Origin of the sequence: Subtercola vilae, from assembly GCF_004923255.1 — a bacterium.
GTDB lineage: Bacteria > Actinomycetota > Actinomycetes > Actinomycetales > Microbacteriaceae > Subtercola > Subtercola vilae.
The window spans coordinates 88,283-115,187 of the sequence record NZ_QYRT01000008.1; the positions used below are offsets into that span (position 1 = coordinate 88,283).

Here is a 26,905-nt window from a genome sequence, read left to right on the forward strand (position 1 = left end):
ACGAGTGACTTTGTAGAGTTGAGCCGAAGTCGCTCAAGTTATGCCGTTTCGACTTGACACCAGAATCGTGTCGGGTAAACTTGAGTGCATGAGGCTCAAGTTCTCGAACAAGCGCCTCGAACATCTTTAGCCGGCCGCAAGGCCAAGAAGGAGTAAAGCACATGGCTCGTGCAGTAGGAATCGACCTCGGTACCACCAACTCGGTTGTCTCCGTTCTCGAAGGTGGAGAACCCACCGTCATCGCCAACGCGGAGGGCTTTCGCACCACCCCGTCGGTCGTCGCATTCACCAAAGACGGCGAGGTGCTGGTCGGTGAGACCGCCAAGCGCCAGGCCGTGACGAACGTCGACCGCACCATCGCGTCGGTCAAGCGCCACATCGGTACCGACTGGACTGTCGCGGTCGACGACAAGAAGTACACTCCGCAAGAGATCTCGGCGCGTATTCTCGCCAAGCTCAAGCGCGATGCTGAGTCGTACCTGGGAGACAAGGTGACCGACGCGGTCATCACCGTTCCCGCGTACTTCAACGACGCCGAGCGCCAGGCCACGAAGGAGGCCGGCGAGATTTCGGGCCTCAACGTTCTGCGCATCATCAACGAGCCCACAGCTGCGGCACTCGCGTACGGCCTCGACAAGGGCAAAGAAGACGAGCTCATCCTCGTCTTCGACCTCGGCGGCGGTACCTTCGACGTCTCGCTGCTCGAAGTGGGCAAAGACGACGACTTCAGCACCATTCAGGTTCGTTCGACCGCCGGCGACAATCGCCTCGGCGGCGACGACTGGGATCAGCGGGTTGTCGACTACCTGATCAAGCGCTTCAAAGACTCCACCGGTGTCGATGTCAGCCAGGACAAGATCGCGAAGCAGCGCCTGAAAGAGGCTGCGGAGCAGGCCAAGAAAGAGCTGTCGGGTTCGCTTTCGACGACCATCCAGCTTCCCTACCTCTCACTCACCGAGAGCGGCCCTGCCAACCTCGACGAGACCCTCAGCCGCGCGAAGTTCGAAGAGCTCACCGCTGACCTATTGGCCCGCACCGAGAAGCCCTTCACTGACGTCATCAAAGAGGCCGGCGTTTCTGTCGCCGACATCGCACACGTCGTGCTCGTCGGTGGATCGACCCGTATGCCCGCCGTCGTCGCGCTGGTCAAGAAGCTGACCGGTGGCCGCGAGCCCAACAAGGGTGTCAACCCCGACGAGGTCGTGGCTGTCGGCGCCGCACTGCAGGCCGGCGTTCTGAAGGGCGAGCGCAAAGACGTTCTGCTCATCGACGTCACCCCCCTGTCGCTCGGCATCGAGACCAAGGGCGGCATGATGACCAAGCTCATCGAGCGCAACACCGCCATTCCCACCAAGCGCAGCGAGACATTCACGACTGCTGACGACAACCAGCCGTCGGTCGCCATCCAGGTGTTCCAGGGCGAGCGCGAGTTCACCCGCGACAACAAGAACCTCGGTACGTTCGAGTTGACCGGTATCGCACCGGCCCCGCGGGGCATCCCGCAGGTCGAGGTCACCTTCGACATCGACGCCAACGGCATCGTGCACGTGTCTGCCAAAGACAAGGGCACGGGCAAAGAGCAGTCGATGACCATCACCGGTGGGTCGAGCCTGTCGAAAGACGACATCGCCCGCATGGTTCGCGAGGGCGAAGAGCACGCCGCAGAAGACAAGAAGCGCCGCGAGACCGCAGAGGTTCGCAACACCAGCGAACAGCTCGCGTACTCGATCGACAAGCTGATCAAAGAGAACGACGAGAAGCTGCCGGCCGACGTGAAGACCGAGGTGCAGGCCGATGTGGATGCACTGAAGAGCGCACTCGCAGGCGACGACGACGAGGCAGTGAAGACCGCCTTCGACAAGCTCAACGAGAGCCAGTCGAAGCTCGGCCAGGCCATCTACGCGAACTCGCAGGCCGATGAGGCGGCAGCGGCCGCCGCTGGGCAGCCCGAAGCCGCCGAGGCGACGTCAGACGAAGATATCGTTGACGCAGAAGTTGTCGACGACGAAGAGTCGAAAGAGAAGTAACAATGGCCGACAAAGACAAGTCAAACGAACAGAATGATGAGTCTGGCCAGTTCCCCGCCGGGTCTGAGGGTACTTCCTCAGACCCGGTCACGGGTGAGCCGGTAGAAGACGCAGCGTTCGTCGAGGCCGAAGGCCCCGACGTCGAGACGTCGACGACGAACCCCGATGAGATGTATTCCGAAGCAGCAGAAGAGGGTGAGACCGTGGGCGAGGGCGAGTTGAACGACGACGACCTGAGCTTTCTCGATGCGGTGAGCGCCGGTGCTGACGGCGACCTCGCTGCAGAGCGGCTCGCTGACCTGCAGCGCATCACGGCAGAGTATGCCAACTACCGCAAGCGCACCGAGGCCAACCGCGAGGTTGAGCGCGAGCGCACGGTGGGTGACGTGGTGAAGATTCTGCTGCCCGTTCTCGACGATCTCGATCGTGCCGAGAAGCACGGCGACCTGGCCGAGGGGCCGTTCGCCTCCATTGCAGGCAAGCTGCGCACGGGTGTCGAGCGGTTCGGGCTGAAGCCCTTCGGGTCGGTGGGCGAGCCCTTCGACCCGCAGCTGCACGAGGCCATCTTTCAGCAGCCGAGCGCCGACGTTCAGGTCGAGACCATCGCTGATGTCGTCGAGACGGGGTACTACTTCGGTTCAACACTGCTGCGCGCGGCCAAAGTTGTCGTAGCGGTGCCGAATGGCTAGCCAAGACTGGTTCGACAAAGACTTCTACAAGGTTCTGAGCGTCTCGAAAGACGTCTCTGCTGCCGACCTGAAGAAGCAGTACCGCAAGCTCGCTCGCCAGTACCACCCCGACTCCAACCCGGGCGATGCGAGCGCCGAGGCGAAGTTCAAGGAGATCAGCGAAGCCCACTCGGTTCTCGGTGACCCCGAACAGCGCAAAGAATACGACCAGATTCGCGCGATGGGTTCTGGCGCTCGCTTCACAGCGGGCGGCCAGGGCCAGTCGGGCGGGTTCGAAGACGTCTTCGGCGGTATGTTCGGCGGCGCTGGCGGGCGCGGCGGTGCCGGTGGCGGCAGCAATGCCGGTTACTCGTACCAGCAGGGCGGATTTGACGACCTGCTGGGCGGCATGTTCGGTGGCAACCAGGGCTTTGGCCAGCCGAGCGGTGGCTACCGTGGTTTCGGTGGCCCCACCCGGGGCCGCGACGTCACCGCGCGCACCACGGTCGACTTTCTCACCGCCACCAAGGGCGACACGATCAAGCTGCAGACCGCAGAGGGAACCACCATCACGGTGAAGATTCCCGCCGGGGTCTCCGACGGCCAGAAGATCAAGCTGCGCGGTAAAGGCGAGTCGAGCGCTGATGGCGGCGAGACCGGCGACATCGTTCTGACGGTCTCGGTGCGCAAGCATCCGGTCTTCGAGCGCGACGGCCTGAACCTGCGGGTGAACGTGCCCGTGACGTTCGTCGAAGCTACTCTGGGTGCCACGATCGAGGTTCCCACTCTCGGCGGCGACCCCGTGAAACTGCGGGTGGGCCCTGGCACCCCGAGTGGTCGAGTGCTGCGGGTCAAGGGCAGGGGAGTCGAAACCCCGAAAGGCACGGGCGACCTGCTCGCTGTCGTTCAGGTGGCGGTTCCGTCGCACCTGTCTGATGAGGCGCGCAGCGCACTCGAGGCGTTCCACGCTCTCGAGCCGCAGGAGAACCCGCGCGCAGAACTGTTGGCCAAGGCGCACGAATGACCATGCCGGTGAACGAAGACGCTCCGCTGTTCGCTATAGCGGTGGCGGCCGAACTCGCCGAGATGCACCCGCAGACACTGCGGCAGTACGACCGGCTGGGGCTCGTGAGCCCCAGCCGCACCGCCGGCAAGTCGCGGCGGTACTCGCTTCGTGATGTGATGCAGTTGCGTGAGATCGCGCGGCTCGGGTCTGAGGGAATCACTCTCGAGGGCATCCGGCGCATTCTCGAACTCGAGAACGTGAACCAGCAGCTCGCGAGCCGCATTCGCGAACTCGAGAGCGCGCTGGCCGACGAGCTGCTGAATCGCCCCGGCCGGCGCGTGTTCGCCGCGGGAACCGCCGGTGACGTGGTGAGCCTCAAGAGCGGTATGCGTGCCCAGCGCCGCACCGAAATAGTGGTGTGGCGCGGCCTGACACAATAGAGGCATGACTCTGGCCCCACCCCTCGGACTGCTGCTCGACATCGATGGGCCCATCGCCTCGCCGGTCACCCGGTCGATCGTCATCCCTGAAATCATCACCGATCTGGTGAAACTGACGGCCGCGGGTGTTCCGATCGCGTTCATTACGGGGCGCTCTGACGCCTTCGTGCTCGAGCAGGTCATTGCGCCTTTGATGGCGGCGGGGCTCGGCGACGCTCTGGCGGGTGGCGGGCGCATGTTCGTGGTCTGCGAGAAGGGCGCCACGTGGTTCACGGTGGGTGCCGAGGGCGCGGGCGATGTTCAGATCGATGCGACGGTGGCGTTGCCCGAGGAGTTCGCGGCGGGCATCCGCAAGCTGGTGGCTGAGAAGTTCTCCGACTCGATGTTCTTCGACGAGACCAAGCGCGCGATGGTGTCGGTCGAACAGCTGCCGAGCATCGAGGCGTCGGTGTACCAACCACTGCAGCTGGAGTACAACGAGGTCGCGTTCGCCGAGCTGGTCGAGCGCGGGCTGGGTGCCCGGTACGGTGACCGCGAGGCGCCGAACGCCGCGGGAGATGTTCCGTTTCGCATCGACCCCACCATCATCTCGACCGACATCGAGTCGGTGACGCTCGACAAAGACCGCGGGGCCGAGCGCGCGCTCAGCCACTTCGCCGAAGAGGGCGAGCCCCTGCCCGCCGTCTGGCGGTCAGTGGGCGATTCGCGAAGCGACTATAGGATGGCCGACTATCTGCACCAGGCCGGCTACGACGTGGCGCACGTCGACGTTCGCCCGAGCGATGGGGTTTTGCAGCGGCCCTACCCGGTGATCGTCGAGGGCGAGCTCATCCACGACGAAGCGGGAGCCGCGTTCTTGCGGTACTGGGTGCAGAAGCTCGGCCTGTAAGAGCGGCGCCCCGCGCTTCGGCTTTGGCTGCTGCGCGGTGGTCGAGTGCCTGGCGTAGCCTCCGTCGCGCGAGGCCGACCGACAGGTCTTCGTGCAGGCAGTACGCCACGATGAGTATCACGGCACCACCGCTGATGATGACGGTGCGAACCACTTGCGCCACGACGTCGCCCTGTACCGCGTCGGAGATGTCCATTCCCTCGGCGATGCTCACGCACGCGAAGAAGATGGTCGCCGACACTGCGAGATGCGTGGCGAGGCCGTCGCGAATGCCGAGTATGGCAAAGAAGACGAGGCACCACGCCGCGTACCAAGGGTGAATGACGGGCGAGAGGATGACCGTGGCGGTGAATGCCAGGGCCAGCCGCATGAGCGGGTCGATGTTTCGCTTCGTCAGCATGAGCCACGCGACGGCGATCACCATCACGCCGATGGCGATGAACTTGACGACGTTGGCGGGCGTTTCGCCGTTCAGCCCGAGCGCTCCGAAGGCACCGCCCACGCTGATGGCGAGGATGTTCACGGGGGCGTACCAATGCGAAACCGAGCCGGGCGTGGTGAGCGTCAGAACCCAGCCGAAGCCCACATTCATTGCGAAACCGATGGCGCCGAGCACGCCGCCCGCGATGAGAACGGAGATGATCCAGTACTTCAGGGTGCTTCGAAGGGTGCGGTTCTGACCGGCCCAGATCATGCCCACGATGGGCAGGGCGAGAACCGCAATGGGCTTCACCCCGATGGCGGCCGTCATGAGCAGGATGGCGATGAGCGGGCGTTTGGTGAGCGCGTAGTAGAGGCCAGCCACCATGAACGCGAGCATCAGCGCGTCGTTGTGGCCGCCCACGATGAAGTTGAACATCGTGACAGGGCTCGCCAGCACGAACCAGAGCATCTTGGCGGGCTCGATGCCTCGCAGCAGGGCGATGCGGTATGCGAAGAGCGCCAGAATCACGACGCTGGCAATCGCCAGCAGGCGAAAGAGTGCAACGGCCACGATGGGCGAGGTGCCCACAGCCGAGACGACGACCTGCTCGATCCAGAGGTAGATCGGGCCGTAGGGCGCTTTGGCATTCGCCCACATGGGGTCGACGCCGATGTTGAACCAGCCCTGAACTGCTGAGATTCCGTCGACGTAGGGGTTGAAGCCAGCCACCATGAGTCGACCCTGGCCCACGTAGGCGAAGAGGTCACGGGTGTACAGCGGCACGGAGAAGATGAGGGGGGCGGCCCACGCGGCCGAGGTGACGATGACCCGCCGCAGGGCATCCGGCGGGTTCGCCCGGAGAGCCACGCCGAGCTTCAGCCAGGCGATCACCAGCAGGAGGCCGGCTCCGATGACCACGATGGTGCAGACGTGCACAGCGACGTCGTTGGCACGAACCGCATCGATGAAGGGCCAGCCGAGAACATTCGAGCCGGGGCCGAGCCAGCCCACGCCGATCGATCCGAGCGCGATGAAGAGCGTGCCCACCAGCCCCAGAACGAGCGGCGAACCAAGTTCTCGCCTCAAAATACTCTTCATTGCAAATATTTTATGCTGTGACAGCTGTTAACGGGGTGACTGTGATTCACAGAGTAGCCAATGATACTGGGACAGGCTAAAATTGAGCCAGCCAGACTCAAGTTTGAGTCGAGGCAACGCATTCCGTTTCGACGAAAGGCCCGATCACACATGCAGCCGCAGGGTGGGCAGCAGAACGAGAAAGAGCCGAGCGCTCTCGAGAAGTACGGCGTCAACCTCACCGCTATCGCCGCGAGCGGCAAGCTCGACCCGGTCATCGGCCGCGACGCAGAGATTCGCCGCATCAGCCAGGTGCTGACCCGGCGCACCAAGAACAATCCCGTGCTCATCGGCGAGCCCGGTGTGGGAAAGACGGCCGTGGTCGAGGGGCTCGCCCAGCGCATCGTCGCGGGCGACGTGGCCGACTCGCTGAAGGGCAAGCAACTTGTGTCACTCGACCTGGCGGCGCTGGTGGCCGGCGCGAAATACCGGGGCGAGTTCGAAGAACGGTTGAAGGCCGTGCTGAAGGAGATCAACGACGCGAACGGGCGCATCATCACGTTCGTCGACGAACTGCACACCCTGATGGGCGCGGGTGGTGGCGAGGGGTCGGTGGCGGCCTCGAACATGCTGAAGCCCATGCTCGCTCGCGGCGAACTGCGCCTCATCGGGGCCACGACGCTCGACGAGTACCGCGAGTTCATCGAGAAAGACGCGGCGCTCGAACGGCGCTTTCAGCAGGTGTTCGTAGGCGAACCGACGGTCGAAGACACCATCGCCATTCTGCGGGGGTTGAAAGAGCGCTACGAGGCGCACCACAAGGTGTCGATCGCCGATGCCGCGCTGGTTGCGGCCGCGTCGCTGTCGAACCGCTACATCACCGGTCGCCAGCTGCCCGACAAGGCCATCGACCTCATCGACGAGGCGGCGTCGCGGCTCCGCATGGAGATCGACTCGGCCCCGGTCGAGATCGACGAGTTGCGACGCAGTGTCGACCGGTTGAAGCTCGAAGAGCTGGCTCTGAAAAAGGAGAAAGACGAGGCGAGCAAGCAGCGGCTCGAGAAGCTGCGGCTCGATCTGGCCACGCGCACCGAAGAACTCGGCGTTCTGCAAGAACGGTGGGACAGGGAGCGGGCAATCCTGAACCGCGTGGGCGAGCTCAAGACGCAGCTCGATGCGGCCCGAATGGCCGCCGAGAAGGCGCAGCGTGAGGGCAACCTCGAACGGGCATCCAAGTTGCTCTATGGGGAGATTCCCGTGATCGAGCGTCAGTTGCGCGAGGCAGAGACCGCTGAGCAGAACCCCGACGAAGAGCGCATGGTGAGCGACCAGGTCACCGAGGCCGAGATCGCGTCGGTGATCGCGCTGTGGACGGGCATTCCCGTCGACCGCCTCACCCAGGGCGAGACCGAGAAGCTGCTGAACCTCGAGGGCGAGCTCGGCAAGCGGCTCATCGGCCAGAAGCCCGCGGTGCGCGCGGTGGCCGATGCAGTGCGGCGTACCCGGGCCGGCATCTCCGACCCGAACCGGCCCACGGGCTCGTTCATGTTTCTGGGCCCAACCGGTGTGGGCAAGACCGAGCTCGCCAAGGCGCTCGCCGAGTTCTTGTTCGACGACGAGCGGGCCATGATCCGCATCGACATGAGCGAGTACGGCGAGAAGCACTCGGTGGCGCGGCTGCTCGGTGCCCCTCCCGGCTACATCGGCTACGAACAGGGCGGGCAGCTGACGGAGGCCGTGCGTCGGCGCCCGTACTCGGTGGTGTTGATGGACGAGATCGAGAAGGCCCACCCCGAGGTCTTCGATGTGCTGCTGCAGGTGCTCGACGACGGCCGGCTCACTGACGGCCAGGGTCGCACAGTCGACTTCCGCAACACCATTCTGATTCTCACGTCGAATCTCGGGTCGCAGTACCTCGTCGACCCGTCGCTGTCAGACTTCGCCAAAGAGGAGGCCGTACTGCAGGTGGTACGCCAGGCGTTCAAGCCCGAGTTCATCAACCGGCTCGACGACATCGTGGTGTTCTCTGCGCTCTCGCACGACGACCTCGCCCAGATCGTGTCGCTCTACGTCGATCGGCTCGCCCGCCGGGTGGCCGAGCGTGGGCTGTCGCTGGCGGTGACTCCGGATGCCCGGGCCTGGCTCGCTGAGCGAGGGTACGATCCAGCGTATGGGGCTCGACCGTTGCGGAGGCTCATGCAGCGCGAGATCGATGACCGGCTCGCGACGGCGTTGCTCTCCGGGCGCATCCGCGACGGCCAGACCGTCTACGTGGGCCTGGCCTCTGACGACTCTGGCCTCACCGTAGGCCCCGCCGTCTCCGACGCGTCTCTCCCCGACTGACGGGCGGGCGGGCAGGCGACCGGGGCGGGTCAGATCCGCCGCGCCTCCAGGATGGCGGCGATGCGGGCCGGAACGGTGTCGTCTTGCAGCGACGTGGTGTCGCCGAGGGTGCGGCCGTCGACGAGGTCGCCAAGCAGACGGCGCATGATCTTGCCCGAGCGGGTCTTGGGCAGGTCGGGCACCACGATGAGGTCGCGCGGTTTCGCGATGGGCCCGATGGCGTGCGCGACGTGCGCGAGCAGCACCGCCGAGAGTTCGGCTTCGAGCGACGCCCAGAACGCGGGGTCGTGCGCGTGCTGCTCCGACACTTCACGTGACGCGATGACGAAGGCCGCTATGGCCTCGCCCGTGGTGGCGTCGGCCACCCCCACCACTCCGGCCTCGCCGACCAGGGGATGCGACACGAGAGCCGACTCGATCTCGATGGTCGAGAGGCGATGGCCCGACACGTTGATCACATCGTCGACCCGACCGAGCAGCCAGATGTACCCGTCGTCGTCGTACTTCGCGCCGTCGCCGGCGAAGAAATAGCCCTGGGCGGCGTACTTCTTCCAGTACGAATCACGGTAGCGCTCGGGGTTGCCCCACACGGTTCGGGCCATCGAGGGCCAGGTTCCGTCGAGCACGAGGTATCCGCCGGAGCCGAAAGGCACCTCATCGCCCTGCTCGTCGACGATCTTCGCCGTCAGGCCGGGCAGCGCGCGCGTGGCCGATCCGGGCTTCAGTGCGGTGACGCCGGGCAGGGGGGCGATGATCGCCGACCCTGTCTCTGACTGCCACCACGTGTCGACGATGGGCGCACGGCCCCCGCCGATGTTCTCGTGGAACCACACCCAGGCCTCGGGGTTGATGGGCTCGCCCACGGTGCCCAGCAGGCGCAGCGTCGACAGGTCGAACTGCGGCGGCAGGCCATCCGGAAACCACGTCATGAACGTGCGGATGAGGGTGGGCGCCGTGTAATACGTGGTGACGCCGTAGCGTTCGATGATCTCGAAGTGGCGCCCGGCGTGCGGGGTGTTCGGTGTGCCCTCGTAGATGACGCTGGTGGCGCCGTTCGAGAACGGACCGTAGAGCACGTAGGTGTGCGCCGTGACCCACGCGAGGTCGGCGGTGCACCAGTAGACGTCGGTGGGTTTGGCGTCGAAGGCGGCCCAGTGGCTCCAGCTGGCCTGGGTGAGGTAGCCGCCGCTGGTGTGCACGACGCCCTTCGGTTTGCCAGTCGTTCCGCTGGTGTAGATGATGAACAACGGATGCTCGGAGTCGAAGAATTCGGCCTCGTGGGTCTCGGGCACCCCGGCGATCGCGTCGTGGAACCACACATCGCGCCCGCCCTGCCACGGGATGTCGGGGGTCAGGTCACCGGTTCGGCGCACCACCAGCACGTGCTCGATGGTGTTCACGCCCGTCTCGGCGTTACCGCTCACGGCCTCATCGGCGTTCGCTTTGACGGCTACGGCCCTGCCGCGCCGAAACTGCCCGTCGCTGGTGACGAGCAGCTTGGCACCGGTGTCTTCGACGCGAAACTTCAGGGCCTCGGCCGAGAACCCGCCGAACACGAGCGAGTGAATCGCGCCGATGCGCGCGATGGCGAGCGTGATGACAATGGTCTCGGGAATGACTGGCAAGTACACGACCACGCGGTCGCCCGCGACGATTCCGAGCGCAGTCAGGGCGTTCGCGGCCTGGGCCACGCGGCGCTGCAGGTCGGCGTAGGTGATGCGCTCGCGGTCGCCGGGTTCGCCCTCGAAGTGGATGGCAACGGTGTCGCCCCGCCCGGCATCCACGTGCCGGTCGACGCAGTTCACGGCGACGTTGAGCCGGCCACCGACGAACCATTCGGCGACGGGGATGCTCAGCAGGGGTTCGCCGTCGCTGGTGCCGGCAGCCACGGGCACAGCGGGCTTCCACGTGTGGGCGGTGTGCCAACGTTCGGCCCAGACGAGGCGATCGGCCTGCTGCTCCCAGTAGGCCACGGGGTCGGCCGCCGCGCGGGCATACTCGCCCTCATCGACGTTCGCCTGGGCCGCAAAGGCAGCGGAGGGCGGGTAGACGCGGTTCTCGCGGAGCAGGTTCTCGATTGTCGCAGACACGCTTCAACGGTACCCGGCGGCGGGCGGTGGTCGGCGCGGCGGAGTCACCGGGGGTAACGAACGGCCGGGCAGTAGTGGCCGCCTGCGCCGAGGCGGCCACTACTGGTGCAGCGACGGTCAGTCGTTGATCGGAACAACCTCGGCGAGCGGCTTGCGCTCGCGCGGAGCGACCTCGCGGGCACGGGTCTTCTCGTCGGCCAGCGCGTCGGCCGGGGCGAGCACGCCGAGTGCGGTGACGGTGACCGGCTCCCAGCGCTCGTCGATGTCGAACGCGGTGCGGAGGCCCTCGACCTCGATGCCGCCCATCTGGTGCACGTGCAGACCGTCGTTGTGCGCCTGCACGGTGAGGTTCGCGACGGCCTGGCCGAGGTCGTACATGCCCCACCGGCGCGGTTTGCCGTCGACGTCGACGACCTCAGCGATGTTGACGATGAGAACGCTGGCGTTCGGGCTCCAGGCCTGGTTGAAGCCCATCAGGTTGGCGTTGATCAGGTCGAATGTGGCGGTGCCGCGGCGACCGACGATGAACTTCCACGGCTGGGTGTTCGACGCCGACGCCGACCATCGCGCTGCCTCGAGGGCGGCGGTGAGCACCTTCTCATCGATGACGGCTTCGGGTTCGAACGATCGCGGGCTCCACCGCTCGGCGAGCACATCGAGAATCGGAGCGCTGGTGTCGGCGGTGCGGGCTGAGGTGTCGGTGAGAGACATGGGTGCTCCTGGGTGTGTGAATCAGCGGGGGATCAGGGCATCATTGCTCGTCACGGTGTACAACAACCGTAGCGAGGGGTTATTCCATGGCAATGGGGTGCCGCTGAGAGGGTTCTCAGTGCGTGTCGGCGAGGATGCCCGCCAGCGCGGCCACGAACGCATCGACGTCGGCTTCGGTGGTGTCGAACGCGCACATCCACCGCACTTCGCCGGTGGCGTTGTTCCAATCGTAGAAACGGAACACCTCGCGCAGCCGGTCGGCCACCCCGGGCGGCACGATGGCGAACACCGCGTTCGACTGGGTGGGGCGGGTGAGGGTGACGCCGGGCATCCGGTCGACCGCCGCTCTGAGCCGCTGGGCCATGGCATTCGAATGCGAGGCCGAACGAAGCCAGAGGTCGTCTTCGAAAAGCGCAATGAGCTGGGCACTGACGAAACGCATCTTGCTCGTGAGCTGCATGTTCATTTTGCGCAGGTAGCTGAGGCCTTCGGATGCCCGGGGGTCGAGCACCACGACAGCCTCGCCGTAGAGCAGACCGTTCTTTGTGCCGCCGTAGCTCAGTACGTCGACTCCCGCATCGGTGGTGAACTCGCGAAGCGGTACACCAAGGCTTGCGGCGGCATTCGAGAGGCGCGCGCCGTCCATATGCAGTCGCATGCCACGTTCGTGCACGTGATCGGCTATCGCACGCACCTCGTCGGGCGTGTAGAGCGTGCCGAGCTCTGTCGTCTGCGTGATCGAGACGGCGAGCGGCTGGGCGCGGTGCTCGTCGCCCCAGCCCCAGGCCTCGACGTCGATGAGGTCGGGCGTCAGCTTGCCGTCGGGCGTCGCGACGGTGAGCAGCTTCAGACCGCCGATGCGCTCGGGGGCGGCGTTCTCGTCGGTGTTGATGTGCGCGGTCTGGGCGCAGACCACGGCGCCCCAGCGCGGCAGCATCGACTGCAGGCTCAGCACGTTGGCGCCGGTGCCGTTGAAGACGGGGAAGGTTTCGGCTTCGTCGCCGAAGTGCTGCTTCATGACGTGCTGCAGGCGGGCGGTGTAGACGTCTTCGCCATACGCGATCTGGTGGCCCTCGTTGGCGGCGGCGAGGGCGGTGAGCATCTCGGGGTGCACGCCGGCGTAGTTGTCAGACGCGAAGCCGCGGAGCGCCGGGTCGTGCAGGCGCTGGGTGGGGGCGAAGGCGGCGGTGGTGGTGTCGGGTGCGGCGGGTGCGGTGCTGGGGGTGGTGTCGGGTGCGTCGGTCACAGCATCCAGTCTCCCTCACCGACCGCGCACGCGTCTTGCGTGCGGCGCAACGCTGCTGCGCCGGTTGAGGTTCGGGCGCGGCGTGTCAGCCGCCGGCTGCTCCCACCCCTGCCCGCCGACTCGAATTGGTTGAGGGGCCGAGAGGAGCCTCCGCGAGGGGATACTTCGCCGAGCCGAGCCGAGCCGAGCCGAGCCGAGCCGAGCAGAGCCGCCGCCGTGCGCGGTCAGCGGGCCGTGTGGCCGGTGATGCCCGCGGTCGACTCGATGACGCCGCCCATCTTCTTCTGCAGCGCCTCGTAGAACATCGACAGGGGAAACTCGTCGGGCAACACCTGGTCGGTGAGGCCCCGCGGTGGGCCATCGAGGGCCAGAGCATCCGGCCCCTTCGCCCACACCGAAGCGGGGTTCGGCGTCACGGTCGCAGAGACCAGGGCATACGCGGCGAGCCAGTGCGCCGTTTTCGGGCGGTCGATCGAACGCCAGTAGAGGTCGTCGATCTCGGCACCGAGCGCTATGACCTGGTCGGCGATTTCGGGCCAGTCGATGGTGAGGCGGGTGTCGGTCCAGTGCAGAACATGGTGCTGGTGCAGCCATGCGAAGAGCAGCTGGCCGCCGAGGCCGTCGTAGTTGCGCACGCGGGCTCCGGTGAGGGCGAAGCGAAAGATGCGGTCGAAGAGAATGGCGTACTGCACCCGTTTGGCCGTGGCGATGGCGTTCGCCGAGTGTGTCTGCGGTTCACCGGCCGCGGTGTGCAGGGCGGCGCCCCGCTCGATGCGAACGGCTTCGCGAAAGGCGGTGAGGTCGCAGCGCAGCTCTTCGAGCGTGTACAGAAAGTACGGCATGCGCTGCTTGATCATGAACGGGTCGAAGGGCAGGTCACCGCGCATGTGTGTGCGGTCGTGGATGAGATCCCACATGACGAAGGTCTCTTCGGCCAGCCGCTGGTCGGAGAGCAGGGCTTCAGCGTCGGCCGGCAGTTCGAGCCGCGTCGTCTCGGCGGCGGCCTGCACCACGAGGCGAAAGCGTGCGGCTTCGCGGTCGGCGAAGATGGCGCCCCAGGTGAACGAGGGAATCGCCCGCATGGCCACTGTCTCAGGAAACAGCACGGCCGAATTGGTGTTGTACCCCTCGGTGAAGTCGAGAAAACGAATGGGCACGAACAGTTTGTTCGAGTAGTCGCCGGCTTCGAGCTCGGCGACGAACTCGGGCCAGATCACCTCGACAGCGACGGCCTCGAAGAGCCGGTCGGGGCTGCCGTTCTGCGTGTACATGGGAAAGACGACCACGTGCCGCAGCCCGTCGACCCGGTTCGATTCGGGGTGAAAGGCTGTGAGCGAGTCGAGAAAGTCGGGCACACCGTAACCGTCGGCGGCCCAGCGCTCGAAGTCGGCGGCACTGGCTTCGAGGTAGGTCGCATCATGCGCGAAGGGCTGCTGAAGTTCGTGCAGGCTCCGGATGATCGTGGCCACCAGTTCGGCAGCCTCAGCCCGGTCGGCGGAGTCTTCGAGTGACCCGTCGTGCTGCTGCGCCAGCCGAAGCTCTGCCACGGCTGCCTTCAGGGTGTGCCAGGCGGGGTGCAGGGCGAGGGTGTGGCGGTCTTCGACGACCTCCGGTTCGCCTGTGATGGCATCTGCTGTGAAAGAAGATGTGCGTGAAGACATGAGAACCTCCCGTCGGCCTGCTGCTGGAGTGCGAATGCGCTCACCCGAAGCCTAGAAAGATTCCGGCCGTCGTTTCGTCAGCATCTGGCGGGTTTCCGGCGAGAATGCCGGGCGGGACCGAAGAAACTTGCGTTCAGCGGGTCTGGCCGAGCAACAGATTGATTCGCAGCCCGTTGCGTGTCTTCACGATCTCGGCGGGGATGCGTGCGGTGCGGCCGGCATTCTCGAGCCGGGTGAGGGTGTCGAGCACGGGTGCCTCGAGCCCTCTCGGAACGTAGCCGACCAGCCCGGTCATCCGGGAGTCGACGAACAGTCGAACTGCCACGGGTGCGTCGGTGCGCTCTTCGTCGAGGGTACGGCGGGCGACGAAGGCCTGCAGGTCTGAGACGTTCTTGGCCTGCACCTCGGCGATGGTCTGCTGGCAGGGATCGCTTGCAGCGAGCTGCAGGGTGACCTTCGCGTTCTTCGGCAGCATGTCGTAGCGGTAGTCGGTGAGCTTGCCGGTGCCGGAGTCTTTCTTCGAATAGCTGAGCGGCTCGGGGGTCGCGGCGGGTTCAGAAGAGGAGGAGGGCGTCAGTGCGGTCACGGTGCGATGTTACTAGCCGGGCTGCTGATCGGCGAGCGAGGCGACCGCCTTGTCGATGCGGCGCTGGCGCGTCTCGGGGGTCTTGGCTTCGTCGATGGCAACGGTGAAGCCGCGTTTGTTGCTGTACGAGAGCGTTTCGAACACGTCGCGGGCGATGGGGCGTGACGGTGCTGCGGTAGGTGAAGTCGTTGATGGCGACCACCACGGCGTGCCGTTTGGCCGTGCCGAGAGATTCGTAGACGTTGAGTGGAACCACGATGCCGGTGGCCGATTTTCCGCTGGTGATGAGCGACGTCTGAAACTCCATACCAAGGAGTATTCCTCTTCGCCCACAGGTACGCACCAGCGGTGAGTTCTGCACAGGCCGATGCGGCGGAGGGTTCGAACAGAAGGGTCGAAGTACCATGGGGCACTATGCAACCAACGAGCCTTCGCGGCCGGTCTGCCGCCCCGAGCGGTGCTCCGGCGCACTTTCTGCCGCACATCCAGGGGCTTCGAGCCATCGCGGTGCTGCTCGTTGTCATCTACCACTTCTGGCCGGGCCGCCTCACCGGCGGCTACATCGGCGTCGATGTGTTCTTCGTCATCTCGGGTTTTCTCATCACGCAGCAGCTCTCACGGGAGCTCGAGCGAACCGGCCGAATCACACTGCCGTCGTTCTGGGCGAAGCGGGTGCGGCGGCTGCTGCCGGCGGGCCTGCTGGTGCTGCTGTTCAGCGTGATCATGACGCTCACGGTGATGCCGTTGAGCGCTCTGGCCGAAAATGTCAAAGAGATCGCAGCGAGCACGTTCTACGTCGAGAACTGGGCGCTCGCGGCGAACTCGGTCGACTATCTGGCAGCGTCGAACGACGCGTCGCTTGTACAGCACTACTGGTCGCTCTCGCTCGAAGAGCAGTTCTACCTGATCTGGCCCATTCTGCTGCTGGCCGCGTCGCTGTTCGGAGTGAAGCGCCTGAGCGCCAAGGCGGGTGCGGCGAAGGGCCGCTGGAACGCGATGATCACACTTGTCGTTCTGGTGAGCGTTGTGTCTCTCGTGCTCTCGATCGTCTTCACGAAGAACGACCCGGCAACGGCCTACTTCGTCACGTACACACGGGTGTGGGAGTTCGGGGCGGGCGCCATTCTCGCGCTCATCCCGCGCCTGCGGCCCACCCGAGCCTGGGCAGGCAACCTGCTGGGTTACGCGGGTGTCGTGATGGTCGTCGGCGCGGCCTTCGTGTTCGACCGCAACACCGCGTTCCCCGGGTATGCCGCACTCGTGCCGGTGCTGGGAACAGCGGCCATCATCGCGTCGCACCCGAGTGGCCGCTGGTTCGATGTGGGCCGAGTGCTCGCCTCACGGGTTCCGCGATTCATCGGTGACATCTCGTATTCGCTCTACCTCTGGCACTGGCCGCTCATCGTGGTGGCGCCCTTTGTGCCGGGCTGGGGCCTCTCCATCTACAACCGCATCGCGCTGCTCGCCATCTGTTTCGTGCTGGCGTGGCTCACGAAGAAGTTCGTCGAAGACCCGGCTCGGCAATGGCGGTTCTGGGTCGCACGAAAGCCCCGCTTCAGTTTCAGCTTCATGCTCGCGGGCATGGCGGTGCTGGCGTTGCTCATCGGTGGGGTGTGGGGCGTGCAGCAGCCGAAATACCAGGCCGCTGCTGATCAGCTGGCCTCGACGGTGGCGAGCCCGCCCGACTGCTTCGGCGCCGCGTCTGGCCCGGGGCCGGTGGTGACGTCGTTGGCGGGTACGACGGCATCAGCATCAGCACCATTGGCAGCGGCTGCGCTCTGCTCGAATGCGGCGCTGGCCGGAACGATCGTCCCGTCGCCCGGGTTCGGCAACGCCGACCGCCCGGCGCACCCCGAGTGCCTGGTGACTCTGAACGACTCCGGGCTGTATGCCTGCCACTTCGGGTCGACCGACCCGGCGGCGAAGCGTGTGGCGCTCATCGGCGACTCGCACGCGTACGCGCTGCTGGAGCCGTTCATCCAGCTTGCCACCGACAACGGCTGGGCGCTGACCACCTACATCAAGGGCGGCTGCCCGTGGAACACCGATGCACTGCAGGGCGCCGACGCGTTCTCGGTCTCGTGCAACACCTGGCGGGGCAACCTGACCACCGAGCTGGCCACCGTGGCACCGTACGACGCGGTGTTCACGGCAGCGCTCGCCGACGCCGGAGCGCCCGGCACCTCGGCCACAGGTAAGGCTCTCGCCACGGGCTTCAGTGCCGCGTGGAACCAGGTGACGAGCAGGGGAACCCCTGTCGTGACCATGGTCGACAACCCTGCGTGGAGCGACGACCCCAACAAGTGCCTGCGAACTGAGGCTGAAGCCGACTGCGTCGAGCCGCGCGCCGACGGGTTGGTGGCAGACCCACCGGTGGGTGTCGCCGCGGCCGCATCGATCGCCGCGGGCGAGAAGGTCACCCTGCTCGACTTCACCAGCACGTTCTGCAACACGAACGACTGCTACGCGGTCATCGGTGGCGCCAACGTGTACCGCGACCAAGACCACCTGACGAACACGTTCGCCACCACCCTTGCGCCGTACCTGACGTCGGCGCTGGTGGCCGCCATGGCGCCCTGACCAGTGGCGTGGCGTGGGGGCCGACGGGCTGATGACGGGTCGTGTGCTGGCGGTTGGTGGCCTGACCGGTCGCGTGCGGGCAGTTGGTCGGCTGACCGATCGCGTGCTGGCAGGTCGAACGTGAACAGAACGGGTCGCGACCTGTGAGCGGTGTGCTGATCGGCTTCGCCATCATCGGATCCGTCATCCTCGTGGGGTACGTGGTTCAGCGGGCAGGCATCCTGCCGGGCGAAGCCCAGCGAACCCTGAACCGGCTTGCCTTCTTCGTTTCGAGCCCGGCGCTGCTGTTCACCGTGCTGGCCCGCGCCGACGTGCACGTGATCTTCTCGTCGTTCCTGGTCGTGACACTGCTGTCTGTAGTGGTGACGGCGGGCATCTTCGTGCTGCTGTCGCGGCTGTTCTTTCGTCGCGGCGTCGCGGAGACGACCATCGCCGCCGCTGCGTCGTCGTACGTGAACGCGAACAACATCGGGCTGCCGGTGGCCACCTACGTGCTGGGCGATCCGCAGTTCGTGGCGCCCCTGCTCATGCTGCAGCTGATCGTGATCGCGCCGCTTGTTCTGACCCTGCTCGACGCGTCGCGCCGAGGGTCGGTGTCGGTGCGCTCGATCGTCACCCAGCCGCTCCGCAACCCGATCATCATCGCCTCGATCGCCGGGCTCATCGTTGCGCTGTCGGGCTGGAAGATGCCGGATGCCCTGCTTCAGCCGTTCCAGCTGATCGGCGGCTCGGCAATTCCGCTCGTGCTCATCACGTTCGGAATGTCGCTCTCAGGCCAGCGCCCGCTCGCACCCGGAACCGGTCGACGCGAAATCGTCACCGCCACGGTTCTGAAAAGCATTGTGATGCCTGTGGTCGCGTACCTGGCAGGGCGCTACCTCGTGAACCTCGACGGCGTGCACCTGTTCGGCGTGGTGGTGCTCGCGGCGCTTCCGACGGCCCAGAACATCTTCAACTTCGCGCACCGGTACGAGGTGGGCATCGTCGTCGCCCGCGACGTGGTGCTGCTCAGCACCATCGCCTCGGTTCCTGTGTTGCTGGTGGTGGCCGGGCTGCTCGGGCCGCAGTGACCTGGCAGCGTCAGCCGAAGATCATCGGGCGGTCGTCGTCGTCTTCGGTATCGAGCTCGAGGTCGACCACAACCGGCACGTGGTCGCTGGGGGCGTCACCTTTTCGTTCGTTGCGGTCGATGCGGGCATCCGAGACCAGCTGCTGAAAGGCGGGGGAGCCCATGATGAAGTCGATGCGCATGCCCTCGTTTCGGGGAAAGCGCAGCTGCTTGTAGTCCCAGTAGGTGTAGCCCGTGGGCACCAGCGGGCGCACCACGTCGGCGAGGCCGAGCGCCTCGAACTCGGCGAACGCTGCACGCTCGAGGGGCGAGATGTGGGTGGAGCCCTCGAAGGCAGCCAGATCCCACACGTCGGTGTCGAGCGGCGCGATGTTGAAGTCGCCCATGAGAGCGAGGGGCTGCTCCGGATACTCGGCGATCCATTTTCGGGTGTCGACCGCCAGCTGCTTCAGCCACTCGAGCTTGTACGTATAGTGAGCGTTCTCGAGGTCACGGCCGTTCGGAACGTACAGGCTCCAGAGCCGCACCCCGTTAACCGTCACGCCGAGCGCGCGCGCCTCTGCCGGCAGCGCGCCGTTCTCGTCGGGCTTGCCGAAACCAGGTACGCCCTCAAAGCCCACCGTCAGGTCTTCCATCGGCAGGCGGCTGGCGAAGGCCACGCCGTTCCACTGGTTCAACCCGTGCAGTTCGACCTCGTAACCGGCCTCAGCGAAGGGCTCGAACGGAAACTGCGTCTCCTTGCACTTGATCTCCTGCATGGCGAGTACGTCGATGTCTTCGCGCACCAACCAGTCGGTCACGCGGCCCACGCGGGCACGAATCGAGTTCACATTCCAGGTGGCAACACGCATGCCCCCAGCCTATTTGCTGCGCGCGATAAGGTTGAGCCGTGACCGATGCACGCGACAAACTCATCAAATTCATCTCCGACGAAGCAGTTTTTCACGGCGACTTCACCCTCACGAGCGGCAAGAAGGCGACGTACTACGTCGACCTGCGAAAAGTCAGCCTCGACCACCGCGTTGCCCCGCTCATCGGGCAGGTCATGCTCGACGTGATCGCCGAGATTCCCGATGTGTTCGCCGTGGGCGGGCTCACCATGGGCGCCGATCCCGTTGCTGCCGCCATTCTGCACCAGGGTGCGGCGCGCGGCGCGACGTACGACGCGTTCGTCGTACGCAAGGAGCCCAAAGACCACGGCCGCGGCAAGCAGGTCGAGGGCCCTGACCTCGAAGGCAAGCGCGTGGTGGTAATCGAAGACACCTCGACCACCGGCGGTTCGCCGCTGAAAGCCATCGAGGCGCTCGAGAAGGTCGGCGCCATCGTGGTGGGTGTGGCCGTCGTGGTCGACCGCAACACCGAGGCGCGCGCACGCATCGAGGCGGCCGGCTACCCCTACTACTACGCCATCGGGCTCGACGACCTCGGGTTGAGTTGACCCTGAAGCAACGAGCGCAACTTCTACTGCTTCCTCAGCAGGTCGTCGGGCGCTGCCTCAGCTGCGACGTTGCCGGGCCCGCTTTCAGCGGGTAGGTTCGAGGGGCTCAAGCGTTATGCTGAGGGCTTCTCATGACGAAAGGCAGAAGGCGCGCTGTGGCGATTCGATCGATCGTGCGAAGGGCGGCTGCGGCGGCGCTCGTGGCGGGAGTGCTGGCGCTCGCAGGCGGTGGGGCGGCGAATGCCGCGGTGCCAGGTGCGGCCGGTGCGGCGGCTCCCCTCAGTGCCGTGCGTGGCGACGCGAACTCGTTCGATTTCACCAGCTACCACGGTGACTTCACGCTGGGCCGCGATTCGGCCGGGCATTCGACGCTGTCGACGGTCGAGACCTTCGTGGCCCAGTTTCCGGCCGGCGACCAGAACCACGGCATCCAGCGGGCGATTCCCGAGAAGTACGACGGGCACCCCACCGAGGTGAACATCGTGTCGGTGACCGACGGCGCCGGGCATCCGCGAAGCTTCACGACCGACTCGCAGAGCGGCCTGCTGCTCGTGACGGTGGCTGACGCGAACTTCGTGCACGGCGCGCAGACGTACGAGTTCACCTACACGCAGACCAACGTGACGAAGTTCTTTGCCGACACGAACGACGACGAGTTCTACTGGGACACGAACGGCACGGCATGGAAGCAGCCGTTCACGAGCGCGACGGCCACCGTGCATGTTCCGGCCGCGTTGGCCTCGAACCTGACGGGCAAGAACGCCTGCTACCGAGGCGTCACCGGTTCGACGAACACCTGTGACATTCAGGTGGGCACCGACTCGGCTGCCGGTGGCAGCGTTGTGACGACGGCCAGCCAGGCGCTGGGAATCGGCGAGAACGTCACCGTGGTGGTGGGGTTCACCGCCGGCACGTTCACGGCTCGGGATGACTCGTTCTTCGCCTCGGGCGCCGCGATCGCCGAGCTCGTGTTCGTCACTCTGGCGGTACTGGCCGCGGTGGGGGCCATGGCCTACCGGCTCACCGCGCTGAAAGACGGTGCCGGGCGGCCGACCATCATTGCCGAGTACACACCGCCGAAGGGCGTGAACCTGCTGCTGGCGTCGGCCGTCTACAAGCAGTCCGATCGGGCGCCCGCCGCGAGTTTTGTGAGCCTGGCGGTGCGCGGAAACATTCAGATCGTCGAACAGCAGAACGATGGCCGTGGCGCGAAGACGTACTGGCTGCGACTCGTCGGTGTACAGGGTCTCGACGACACCGAGCTCGCACTCGCTCGTGTGCTGTTCGGCGACACCCTGACGCCGGGCGCGTGGAAGCAGCTCGAGCGCCACGACACCGCGCTCAGCTCGGGCATCTCGTCGCTCGTGCAGTCCACGAAGCGCCTCGCGGTGACCGAGGGGTACGTGCGAGGCGGCGTCGGGCTGTTCAGTGGCCTCTTTGTGGTGGCCGCTGTGGTCATGGCCGGGCTTGCGTTCTTCATGTTTACGTTGGCTGTGAACGGCGACTACGGCGGGGCGGTGCCGTACGTGCTGCTGGCGCTGGCGGCTCTGTCGGTGGTGGTGGCGTTCGTCGCAGGAACGAAGAAGCCGCTCACGCCGAAGGGCGCCGAGCTGCGCGACTACATCAAGGGCCTTGAGCTCTACATCCGGCTGGCGGAGAAAGACCGGTTCGCCATGTTGCAGAGCCCCGAGGGGGCCCTCAAGACGCAGGTCAGCGCTCCCGATCGTGGCCAAGTGGTGAAGATCTACGAGAAGCTGCTGCCGTATGCGGTGCTGCTGAACCTCGAGACCGAATGGTCGCAGGTGCTCGGCACGTACTACGAGAACCTCGGTACGCAGCCGGCCTGGTACGGCGGCAACGTCGGTGCGTTCAACGCGGCGTTCTTCGTGGCGAGCATCGGGTCACTGTCGAACGTGGTCGACTCGAGCCTGGCCGCGAGTACGCAGAGCAGCTCGTTCGGCGGCTCGGGCGGTGGCGGCTTCTCGGGTGGCGGTGGTGGCGGCGGAGGCGGCGGCGGGGTGTGACCCCGGCCGGCCTCACTCACCCCTAACGGCGAAATCAGATCGCGTCGGACTCCACCGGTTCTGACGAGACCAGCTCGTAGACACCCTTCAAGATCTCGTCGGGGCGAAACGGGTACTTGTCGATCTCGGCCTGGTCGCTGATGCCGGTGAGCACCAGAATCGTGTGCAGGCCCGCCTCGATGCCGGCGACCACGTCGGTGTCCATGCGGTCACCGATCATTCCGGTGTTCTCCGAGTGCGCCCCGATCTTGTTGAGCGCCGAGCGGAACATCATGGGGTTCGGCTTGCCGACCACGTACGGCTCTTTGCCGCAGGCCTTGGTGATGAGGGCGGCAACCGCACCGGTGGCCGGCAACGGGCCCTCGGCGCTCGGCCCTGTCGCATCCGGATTCGTCACAATGAACCGGGCGCCGGCCGAGATGAGGCGGATGGCCCGGGTGATGGCCTCGAACGAGTAATTGCGCGTCTCGCCGACGACCACGTAGTCGGGGTTCGTGTCGGTGAGAATGAAGCCGGCCTCGTGCAGGGCGGTCGTGATGCCCGCTTCGCCGATGACGAAGGCCGAGCCGCCGGGCTGCTGCGATTTGAGAAAGGCTGCGGTGGCGAGGGCGGATGTCCAGATCGACTCTTCGGGAACCGTCAGCCCCGACGCCAGCAGCCGGGCGCTGAGGTCGCGCGGGGTGAACATCGAGTTGTTCGTCAGCACGAGGTAGGGCTTGTCTTCGTCTCGCCACTGCTGCAGCAGCTCAGCGGCGCCGGGAAGGGCCTGGTTCTCGTGGACGAGAACGCCGTCCATGTCGGTCAGCCAGCATTCGATTTCGTCACGGCGGGACATAGCGCTCCTTCGGGTGCACGGGTGCTCGCCTCTAGGGTACTGCGAGCGGCCTGCGTGCGCGCTGGTGCGGGCCTGTGCGCTTGCTATACCGCGCTGAGGCGGCCGACTTCGATCGCGACCACCGCGAAAACCGTCGAGGGGCTCACGAGCAGAAGCTCGACACCGGTGCTGTGCAGCAGTGGAACCAGCTCAGTACGGTTCTCGGCCACGATCTCATCGGCGTGGGTGCGAAAGATCTCTGCCATCTGCGTTGTCGCGAAATACTGGTTGCCACCGTGGCGAACGATTCGAGAGTAGGAGCTGGTCGGGGTGTTCTGGGCGGCGGCGGAGAGGGGCGAAATACGCTTGACGATGGGCACAAAAATAATTTACTGAAGCTAACTACTTCTTGGCAGGGATTGAATTTCTGTACCGAGTATGCATTCGGCGGCAATCATAGAATGGGGGCATGACGCTGCCCAATCTGACGAATGCGGCCCAAGATTATCTGAAGGTGATCTGGGCCGCCTCTGAGTGGGCGGAGTCGCCTGTCACGGTCAAACAGCTCGCTGAACGCACAGGAGTCAGCACGGCCACGGTCTCTGATGGCATTCGTAAGCTGGCAGGCCTCGGGATGCTCGAGCACGAGCCCTACGGCAGCATCGAGCTCACCGCGGCGGGCCGAGCGGTCGCCATTGACATGGTGCGCCGCCACCGCCTGGTCGAGACCTTTCTCGTCGAAGTGCTCGGCTACGCGTGGGATGAGGTGCACGACGAGGCGGAGGTTCTCGAGCACGCCGTCTCCGACACGCTCGTCGACCGCATCGACCGGCACCTCGGTTTTCCCGCCCGCGACCCGCACGGCGACCCCATCCCCTCGGCCGACGGTCGGCCGCACCTGCCCGACGCGGTGCGTCTCAGCGACGCCGAGCCCGGGCACTCGCTCGTGGTCTCGCGCATCTCCGATGCCGACCCGGCGCTACTCCGGTACGTGGCCGACAAGGGCGTGCTGCTCGACGTTCGGCTGACGGTCGACGAGCACCGCACCTTCGCGGGAGACGTGGCCGTGCGCCTCGGCGACGACGGCATCGCCGTTGAGCTGGGGCAGCGGGCGAGCGACGCGGTGTGGGTCACCGTCGAGGGCGCATGAGCTCGGCAGGCACGGGCGAACCGCTCTTTCGCGAGGTGTCCGGTGGCCCGATCTGGCTCCGGATGGCCGGGGTTCTTGTTCTCGTCGCTGCGGTGCTGCTCGTCGTCGACGCCACGGTGATCGACCCCGCTTCGTTCCAGGGCGGCGGGGCGATTGCCGCCGTGGTCGGGGCGGTGGTGCTGCTGGCAGTGGGCATCCTGCTGCTCGTGGTTCGCATCGTGGTCGAGGTGACCGTGGCCGAGGTGGCGCTCGCACTGGCCCCGCTGTTCACCGTTCGCTTCGCGCGCTCGGAGGTGGCCGGCGCTAAGGCGGTCGACATGATCGCCCGCGAGTTCGGCGGCGTGGGGTACCGCGTGCTGCCGGGCAATCGGCGCGGCCTGCTGCTGTCGTCGGGCACGGGCGTTGTCGTGACGCGTCAGCCGGGCCCGGGCGCGGCTGGGCCAGCGGCCGAGACCGTCTACACCGTGTGAACCGATCGCCCGGCCGACCTCGTCGCCGCCCTCAAGAAGCGCTAGCTGCTCCTGCTCCCGCTCCTGTTGCGTGAGCGGGGCTCAGCCTGACCCGGTGACGGTCAGCGCGATGAGCGCCACGTTCAGGCAGACGATCAGCGCCGCGACCGCCCAGCAGAGCACGCGTAAGGGGAGTCGGTCGGCGAACGCTCCCATGAGCATCCGGTCGCCCGTCAACCTGAACAGCGGAACAAGAGCGAACGGAATACCGAGGCTCAGAAACACCTGCGACAGCACGAGTGCCCAGGTGGGGTTCACTCCGAGGCCGAGAATGAGCAGCGCCGGGATGAGCGTGATGACGCGGCGCAGCAGCAACGGAACACGCACCTTCAGCAGCCCAGCCATGATGGTGGCCCCGGCATAGCTGCCCACCGACGTCGACGCGAGGCCAGAGGCGAGCAGCCCGATCGCGAAGATCACGCCGATGACCGGCCCGAGCGCGGCGGTGATGGCGGCGTGGGCACCCGCGATGGTGTCGGTGCCGTCGACCCCACCCAGGTTCGCGGCGGCAATGAGCAGCATGGCGATGTTCACGGCGCCCGCGAGCAGTAGTGCAACCAGAACGTCGACGCGGGTTACGTGCAACAGGCGCCGGATGCCCGTGGGGCGGTGAGCGTGGGCATCGAGCGCTCTGCCGTGACGGTCGCGGGCGAGAGAGGAGTGCAGATAGATGGCGTGCGGCATGACCGTGGCGCCGAGCATGCTCGCGGCGAGCAGCACCGTCTCGCCACCATCGAACTTCGGCACCAGGCCGCCCGCCGCGTCGCCCCAGCTCACCGGGCTCACCACGAGGCCGGCCAGAAACCCCACGGCGATGATGCCGAGCAGTGTCATGATGACGGTCTCGAACGGTCGCTGACCGCGGCGCGACTGCACGGCGAGAATGATCATCGAGATCACACCCACGATCAGCCCACCGAGAAGCAACGGCAGCCCGAACAGCAACTGCAGTGCGATGGCGCCGCCGATGACCTCGGCGAGGTCGGTCGCGGCCGCCACCAGTTCGGCCTGCGCCCAGAACGCCCGCCGCCCGCGCGTGCCCAGTCGCTCACCGAGCAGTTCGGGCAGGCTCTTGCCTGTGACGATGCCGAGCTTCGCCGACTGGTACTGGATGATCATGGCCATGCCGTTCGCCATCACCAGCACCCACACCAGCAGGTACCCGTAACGTGCTCCGGCCGTGAGGTTCGCGGCAACATTGCCCGGGTCGACGTAGGCGATCGCCGCCACGAAGGCCGGGCCGAGCAGAAAGAGCAGTCGGGCGGGCTTGGGTGTGCGCTGCTCTGGCGCCTTCACCTCGACCGTCGTCATGTTCGACAGTATTGCACAATAAGTTAGATGCATCTAACAATCTGAAGAGGGGGTTGCGGCTATCGTGGTTGCGTGTCAGATGCCTCGCTTCCGCCCGCTGCAAACCCGTCGGTCGAACTCACGACGAACGGGGTGGGGCCGTGGGTCGGCGAGCGTCCGGAGGGCGACCAGTACGACCCCGAGCTGCTCGAGCGCGGCGACTCGCGCAACGTGATCGATCGCTACCGGTACTGGTCGATGACCGCCATCATTGCGGATCTCGACACCCACCGGCATCCGTTTCATGTCGCCATCGAGAACTGGCAGCACGACATGAACATCGGCTCGATCGTGCGAAGCGCCAACGCCTTCGCCGCCGACACCGTGCACGTCATCGGGCGCAAGCGCTGGAACCGGCGCGGAGCCATGGTCACCGACCGCTACCAGCACATCAGGCACCACGAGACGGTCGACGACTTCGCGGCATTCGCGGCGGCGGAGGCCCTGCCCATCGTCGCGATCGACAACGTCGAAGGCAGCGTACTCATCGAGACCTTCGCCATGCCGTCGCGCTGCGTGCTCCTCTTCGGGCAGGAGGGCCCGGGTCTCTCGCCCGCCGCCCTCGCTGCCGCCTCGGCAACCGTCGAGATCAGCCAGTTCGGTTCGACCCGCTCGATGAACGCCTCCGCGGCGGCCGCCGTCGCCATGCACGCCTGGGTGCTGCAGCACGTCTCCTTCCCTCGCGCCTGACCCGCGCCGGCTCTGGCCTGTACCTGCCGTGCCCTGCGCAACCTCCGCTTGGATTGCCTTGGCTTCGCGTCGGTCGTCGGGTGCCGGCCGAATCACGGAATAGGCGGCCCTCG

24 protein-coding genes are annotated in these 26,905 nt (G+C 66.1%); 13 read left to right on the forward strand and 11 right to left on the reverse strand.

Annotated features, from left to right (window positions below):
• The first annotated feature begins 161 nt into the window (after positions 1–161).
• The 5 genes from dnaK to D4765_RS06265 are packed head-to-tail and all read left to right on the forward strand — an operon-like array spanning position 162 to position 5,030.
• A complete protein-coding gene (gene dnaK, locus D4765_RS06245) occupies positions 162–2,027 on the forward strand; it encodes a molecular chaperone DnaK (RefSeq protein ID WP_136641428.1) in 1,866 nt (621 codons plus the stop codon).
• A gap of 2 nt (positions 2,028–2,029) precedes the next feature.
• Entirely contained in the window at positions 2,030–2,716 is a 687-nt protein-coding gene (locus tag D4765_RS06250) for a nucleotide exchange factor GrpE (RefSeq protein WP_136641429.1), read from the forward strand.
• Positions 2,709–3,719 (forward strand): DnaJ C-terminal domain-containing protein, encoded by a 1,011-nt coding sequence (locus D4765_RS06255; RefSeq protein ID WP_136641430.1) that lies wholly within the window; start codon positions 2,709–2,711, stop codon positions 3,717–3,719. Before D4765_RS06250 ends, D4765_RS06255 begins: the two co-directional genes overlap by 8 nt.
• Complete coding sequence (locus D4765_RS06260) at positions 3,716–4,141, forward strand: heat shock protein transcriptional repressor HspR (protein ID WP_201799244.1); 426 nt, start codon at positions 3,716–3,718, stop codon at positions 4,139–4,141. Before D4765_RS06255 ends, D4765_RS06260 begins: the two co-directional genes overlap by 4 nt.
• Positions 4,142–4,145: 4 nt before the next feature.
• Entirely contained in the window at positions 4,146–5,030 is an 885-nt protein-coding gene (locus D4765_RS06265) for a Cof-type HAD-IIB family hydrolase (RefSeq protein WP_136641431.1), read from the forward strand.
• Here the strand turns inward: D4765_RS06265 and mptB are convergent.
• Entirely contained in the window at positions 4,969–6,552 is a 1,584-nt protein-coding gene (gene mptB, locus D4765_RS06270) for a polyprenol phosphomannose-dependent alpha 1,6 mannosyltransferase MptB (protein ID WP_136641432.1), read from the reverse strand. The genes D4765_RS06265 and mptB overlap by 62 nt on opposite strands.
• 150 nt (positions 6,553–6,702) lie before the next feature.
• On the opposite strand from mptB, the gene D4765_RS06275 reads away from it, so the two are divergent.
• Positions 6,703–8,874, forward strand: a complete 2,172-nt coding sequence (locus D4765_RS06275) for an ATP-dependent Clp protease ATP-binding subunit (protein WP_136641433.1) — start codon at positions 6,703–6,705, stop codon at positions 8,872–8,874.
• Between the two features lie 29 nt (positions 8,875–8,903).
• Here D4765_RS06275 and acs read toward each other — a convergent pair whose 3' ends face one another.
• The 6 genes from acs to D4765_RS20025 form a co-directional block, all read right to left on the reverse strand.
• Positions 8,904–10,964, reverse strand: coding sequence for an acetate--CoA ligase (gene acs / locus D4765_RS06280; protein WP_136641434.1), 2,061 nt, complete (start codon positions 10,962–10,964; stop codon positions 8,904–8,906).
• 117 nt (positions 10,965–11,081) lie between these two features.
• Complete coding sequence (locus D4765_RS06285; RefSeq protein WP_136641435.1) at positions 11,082–11,675, reverse strand: nitroreductase family protein; 594 nt, start codon at positions 11,673–11,675, stop codon at positions 11,082–11,084.
• 115 nt (positions 11,676–11,790) lie between these two features.
• The gene (locus D4765_RS06290) at positions 11,791–12,921 is read right to left on the reverse strand and encodes a threonine aldolase family protein (protein ID WP_136641436.1); all 1,131 of its coding nucleotides are present in this window, start codon (positions 12,919–12,921) and stop codon (positions 11,791–11,793) included.
• Positions 12,922–13,145: 224 nt separating this feature from the next.
• Entirely contained in the window at positions 13,146–14,582 is a 1,437-nt protein-coding gene (locus D4765_RS06295) for a DUF6421 family protein (RefSeq protein WP_136641437.1), read from the reverse strand.
• Positions 14,583–14,715: 133 nt separating this feature from the next.
• Positions 14,716–15,168: a hypothetical protein gene (locus D4765_RS06300; protein ID WP_136641438.1), complete on the reverse strand. Its 453-nt coding sequence runs from the start codon at positions 15,166–15,168 to the stop codon at positions 14,716–14,718.
• A 12-nt stretch (positions 15,169–15,180) separates the two neighbouring features.
• Positions 15,181–15,699 (reverse strand): YdeI/OmpD-associated family protein, encoded by a 519-nt coding sequence (locus D4765_RS20025; RefSeq protein ID WP_338054625.1) that lies wholly within the window; start codon positions 15,697–15,699, stop codon positions 15,181–15,183.
• On the opposite strand from D4765_RS20025, the gene D4765_RS06310 reads away from it, so the two are divergent.
• Entirely contained in the window at positions 15,583–17,748 is a 2,166-nt protein-coding gene (locus D4765_RS06310; RefSeq protein ID WP_136641439.1) for an acyltransferase family protein, read from the forward strand. The two genes, D4765_RS20025 and D4765_RS06310, sit on opposite strands and share 117 nt — an antisense overlap.
• Positions 17,749–17,891: 143 nt before the next feature.
• Complete coding sequence (locus tag D4765_RS06315) at positions 17,892–18,818, forward strand: AEC family transporter (RefSeq protein ID WP_136641440.1); 927 nt, start codon at positions 17,892–17,894, stop codon at positions 18,816–18,818.
• 10 nt (positions 18,819–18,828) lie between these two features.
• Here the strand turns inward: D4765_RS06315 and D4765_RS06320 are convergent, their stop codons facing one another.
• Positions 18,829–19,668, reverse strand: coding sequence for an exodeoxyribonuclease III (locus D4765_RS06320; RefSeq protein WP_136641441.1), 840 nt, complete (start codon positions 19,666–19,668; stop codon positions 18,829–18,831).
• Positions 19,669–19,706: 38 nt separating this feature from the next.
• Here D4765_RS06320 and pyrE point away from each other — a divergent pair, with 38 nt between their 5' ends.
• Both pyrE and D4765_RS06330 read left to right on the forward strand, forming a co-directional pair.
• A complete protein-coding gene (gene pyrE / locus D4765_RS06325) occupies positions 19,707–20,255 on the forward strand; it encodes an orotate phosphoribosyltransferase (RefSeq protein ID WP_136641442.1) in 549 nt (182 codons plus the stop codon).
• Positions 20,256–20,410: 155 nt separating this feature from the next.
• On the forward strand, positions 20,411–22,279 hold the full coding sequence (locus tag D4765_RS06330; protein ID WP_136641443.1) for a DUF2207 domain-containing protein: 1,869 nt from the start codon (positions 20,411–20,413) through the stop codon (positions 22,277–22,279).
• Between the two features lie 34 nt (positions 22,280–22,313).
• On the opposite strand, the gene D4765_RS06335 is transcribed toward D4765_RS06330, so the two are convergent.
• Together D4765_RS06335 and D4765_RS06340 are read right to left on the reverse strand one after the other, a co-directional pair.
• Positions 22,314–23,114: an HAD-IIA family hydrolase gene (locus tag D4765_RS06335; RefSeq protein WP_136641444.1), complete on the reverse strand. Its 801-nt coding sequence runs from the start codon at positions 23,112–23,114 to the stop codon at positions 22,314–22,316.
• A gap of 83 nt (positions 23,115–23,197) precedes the next feature.
• Positions 23,198–23,473 carry a hypothetical protein gene (locus D4765_RS06340; protein ID WP_136641445.1) on the reverse strand — a complete coding sequence of 92 codons (276 nt, stop codon included), beginning with the start codon at positions 23,471–23,473 and terminating at the stop codon, positions 23,198–23,200.
• A gap of 89 nt (positions 23,474–23,562) precedes the next feature.
• Here D4765_RS06340 and D4765_RS06345 point away from each other — a divergent pair, with 89 nt between their 5' ends.
• Positions 23,563–24,243: a metal-dependent transcriptional regulator gene (locus D4765_RS06345; RefSeq protein WP_136641446.1), complete on the forward strand. Its 681-nt coding sequence runs from the start codon at positions 23,563–23,565 to the stop codon at positions 24,241–24,243.
• Positions 24,240–24,713, forward strand: coding sequence for a hypothetical protein (locus tag D4765_RS06350; RefSeq protein WP_136641447.1), 474 nt, complete (start codon positions 24,240–24,242; stop codon positions 24,711–24,713). Before D4765_RS06345 ends, D4765_RS06350 begins: the two co-directional genes overlap by 4 nt.
• A gap of 81 nt (positions 24,714–24,794) precedes the next feature.
• Here D4765_RS06350 and D4765_RS06355 read toward each other — a convergent pair whose 3' ends face one another.
• Positions 24,795–26,063 (reverse strand): Nramp family divalent metal transporter, encoded by a 1,269-nt coding sequence (locus D4765_RS06355; protein ID WP_136641448.1) that lies wholly within the window; start codon positions 26,061–26,063, stop codon positions 24,795–24,797.
• Between the two features lie 72 nt (positions 26,064–26,135).
• Between D4765_RS06355 and D4765_RS06360 the strand changes: the two genes are divergently transcribed.
• On the forward strand, positions 26,136–26,792 hold the full coding sequence (locus D4765_RS06360; RefSeq protein ID WP_136641449.1) for an RNA methyltransferase: 657 nt from the start codon (positions 26,136–26,138) through the stop codon (positions 26,790–26,792).
• Positions 26,793–26,905 lie beyond the last annotated feature (113 nt).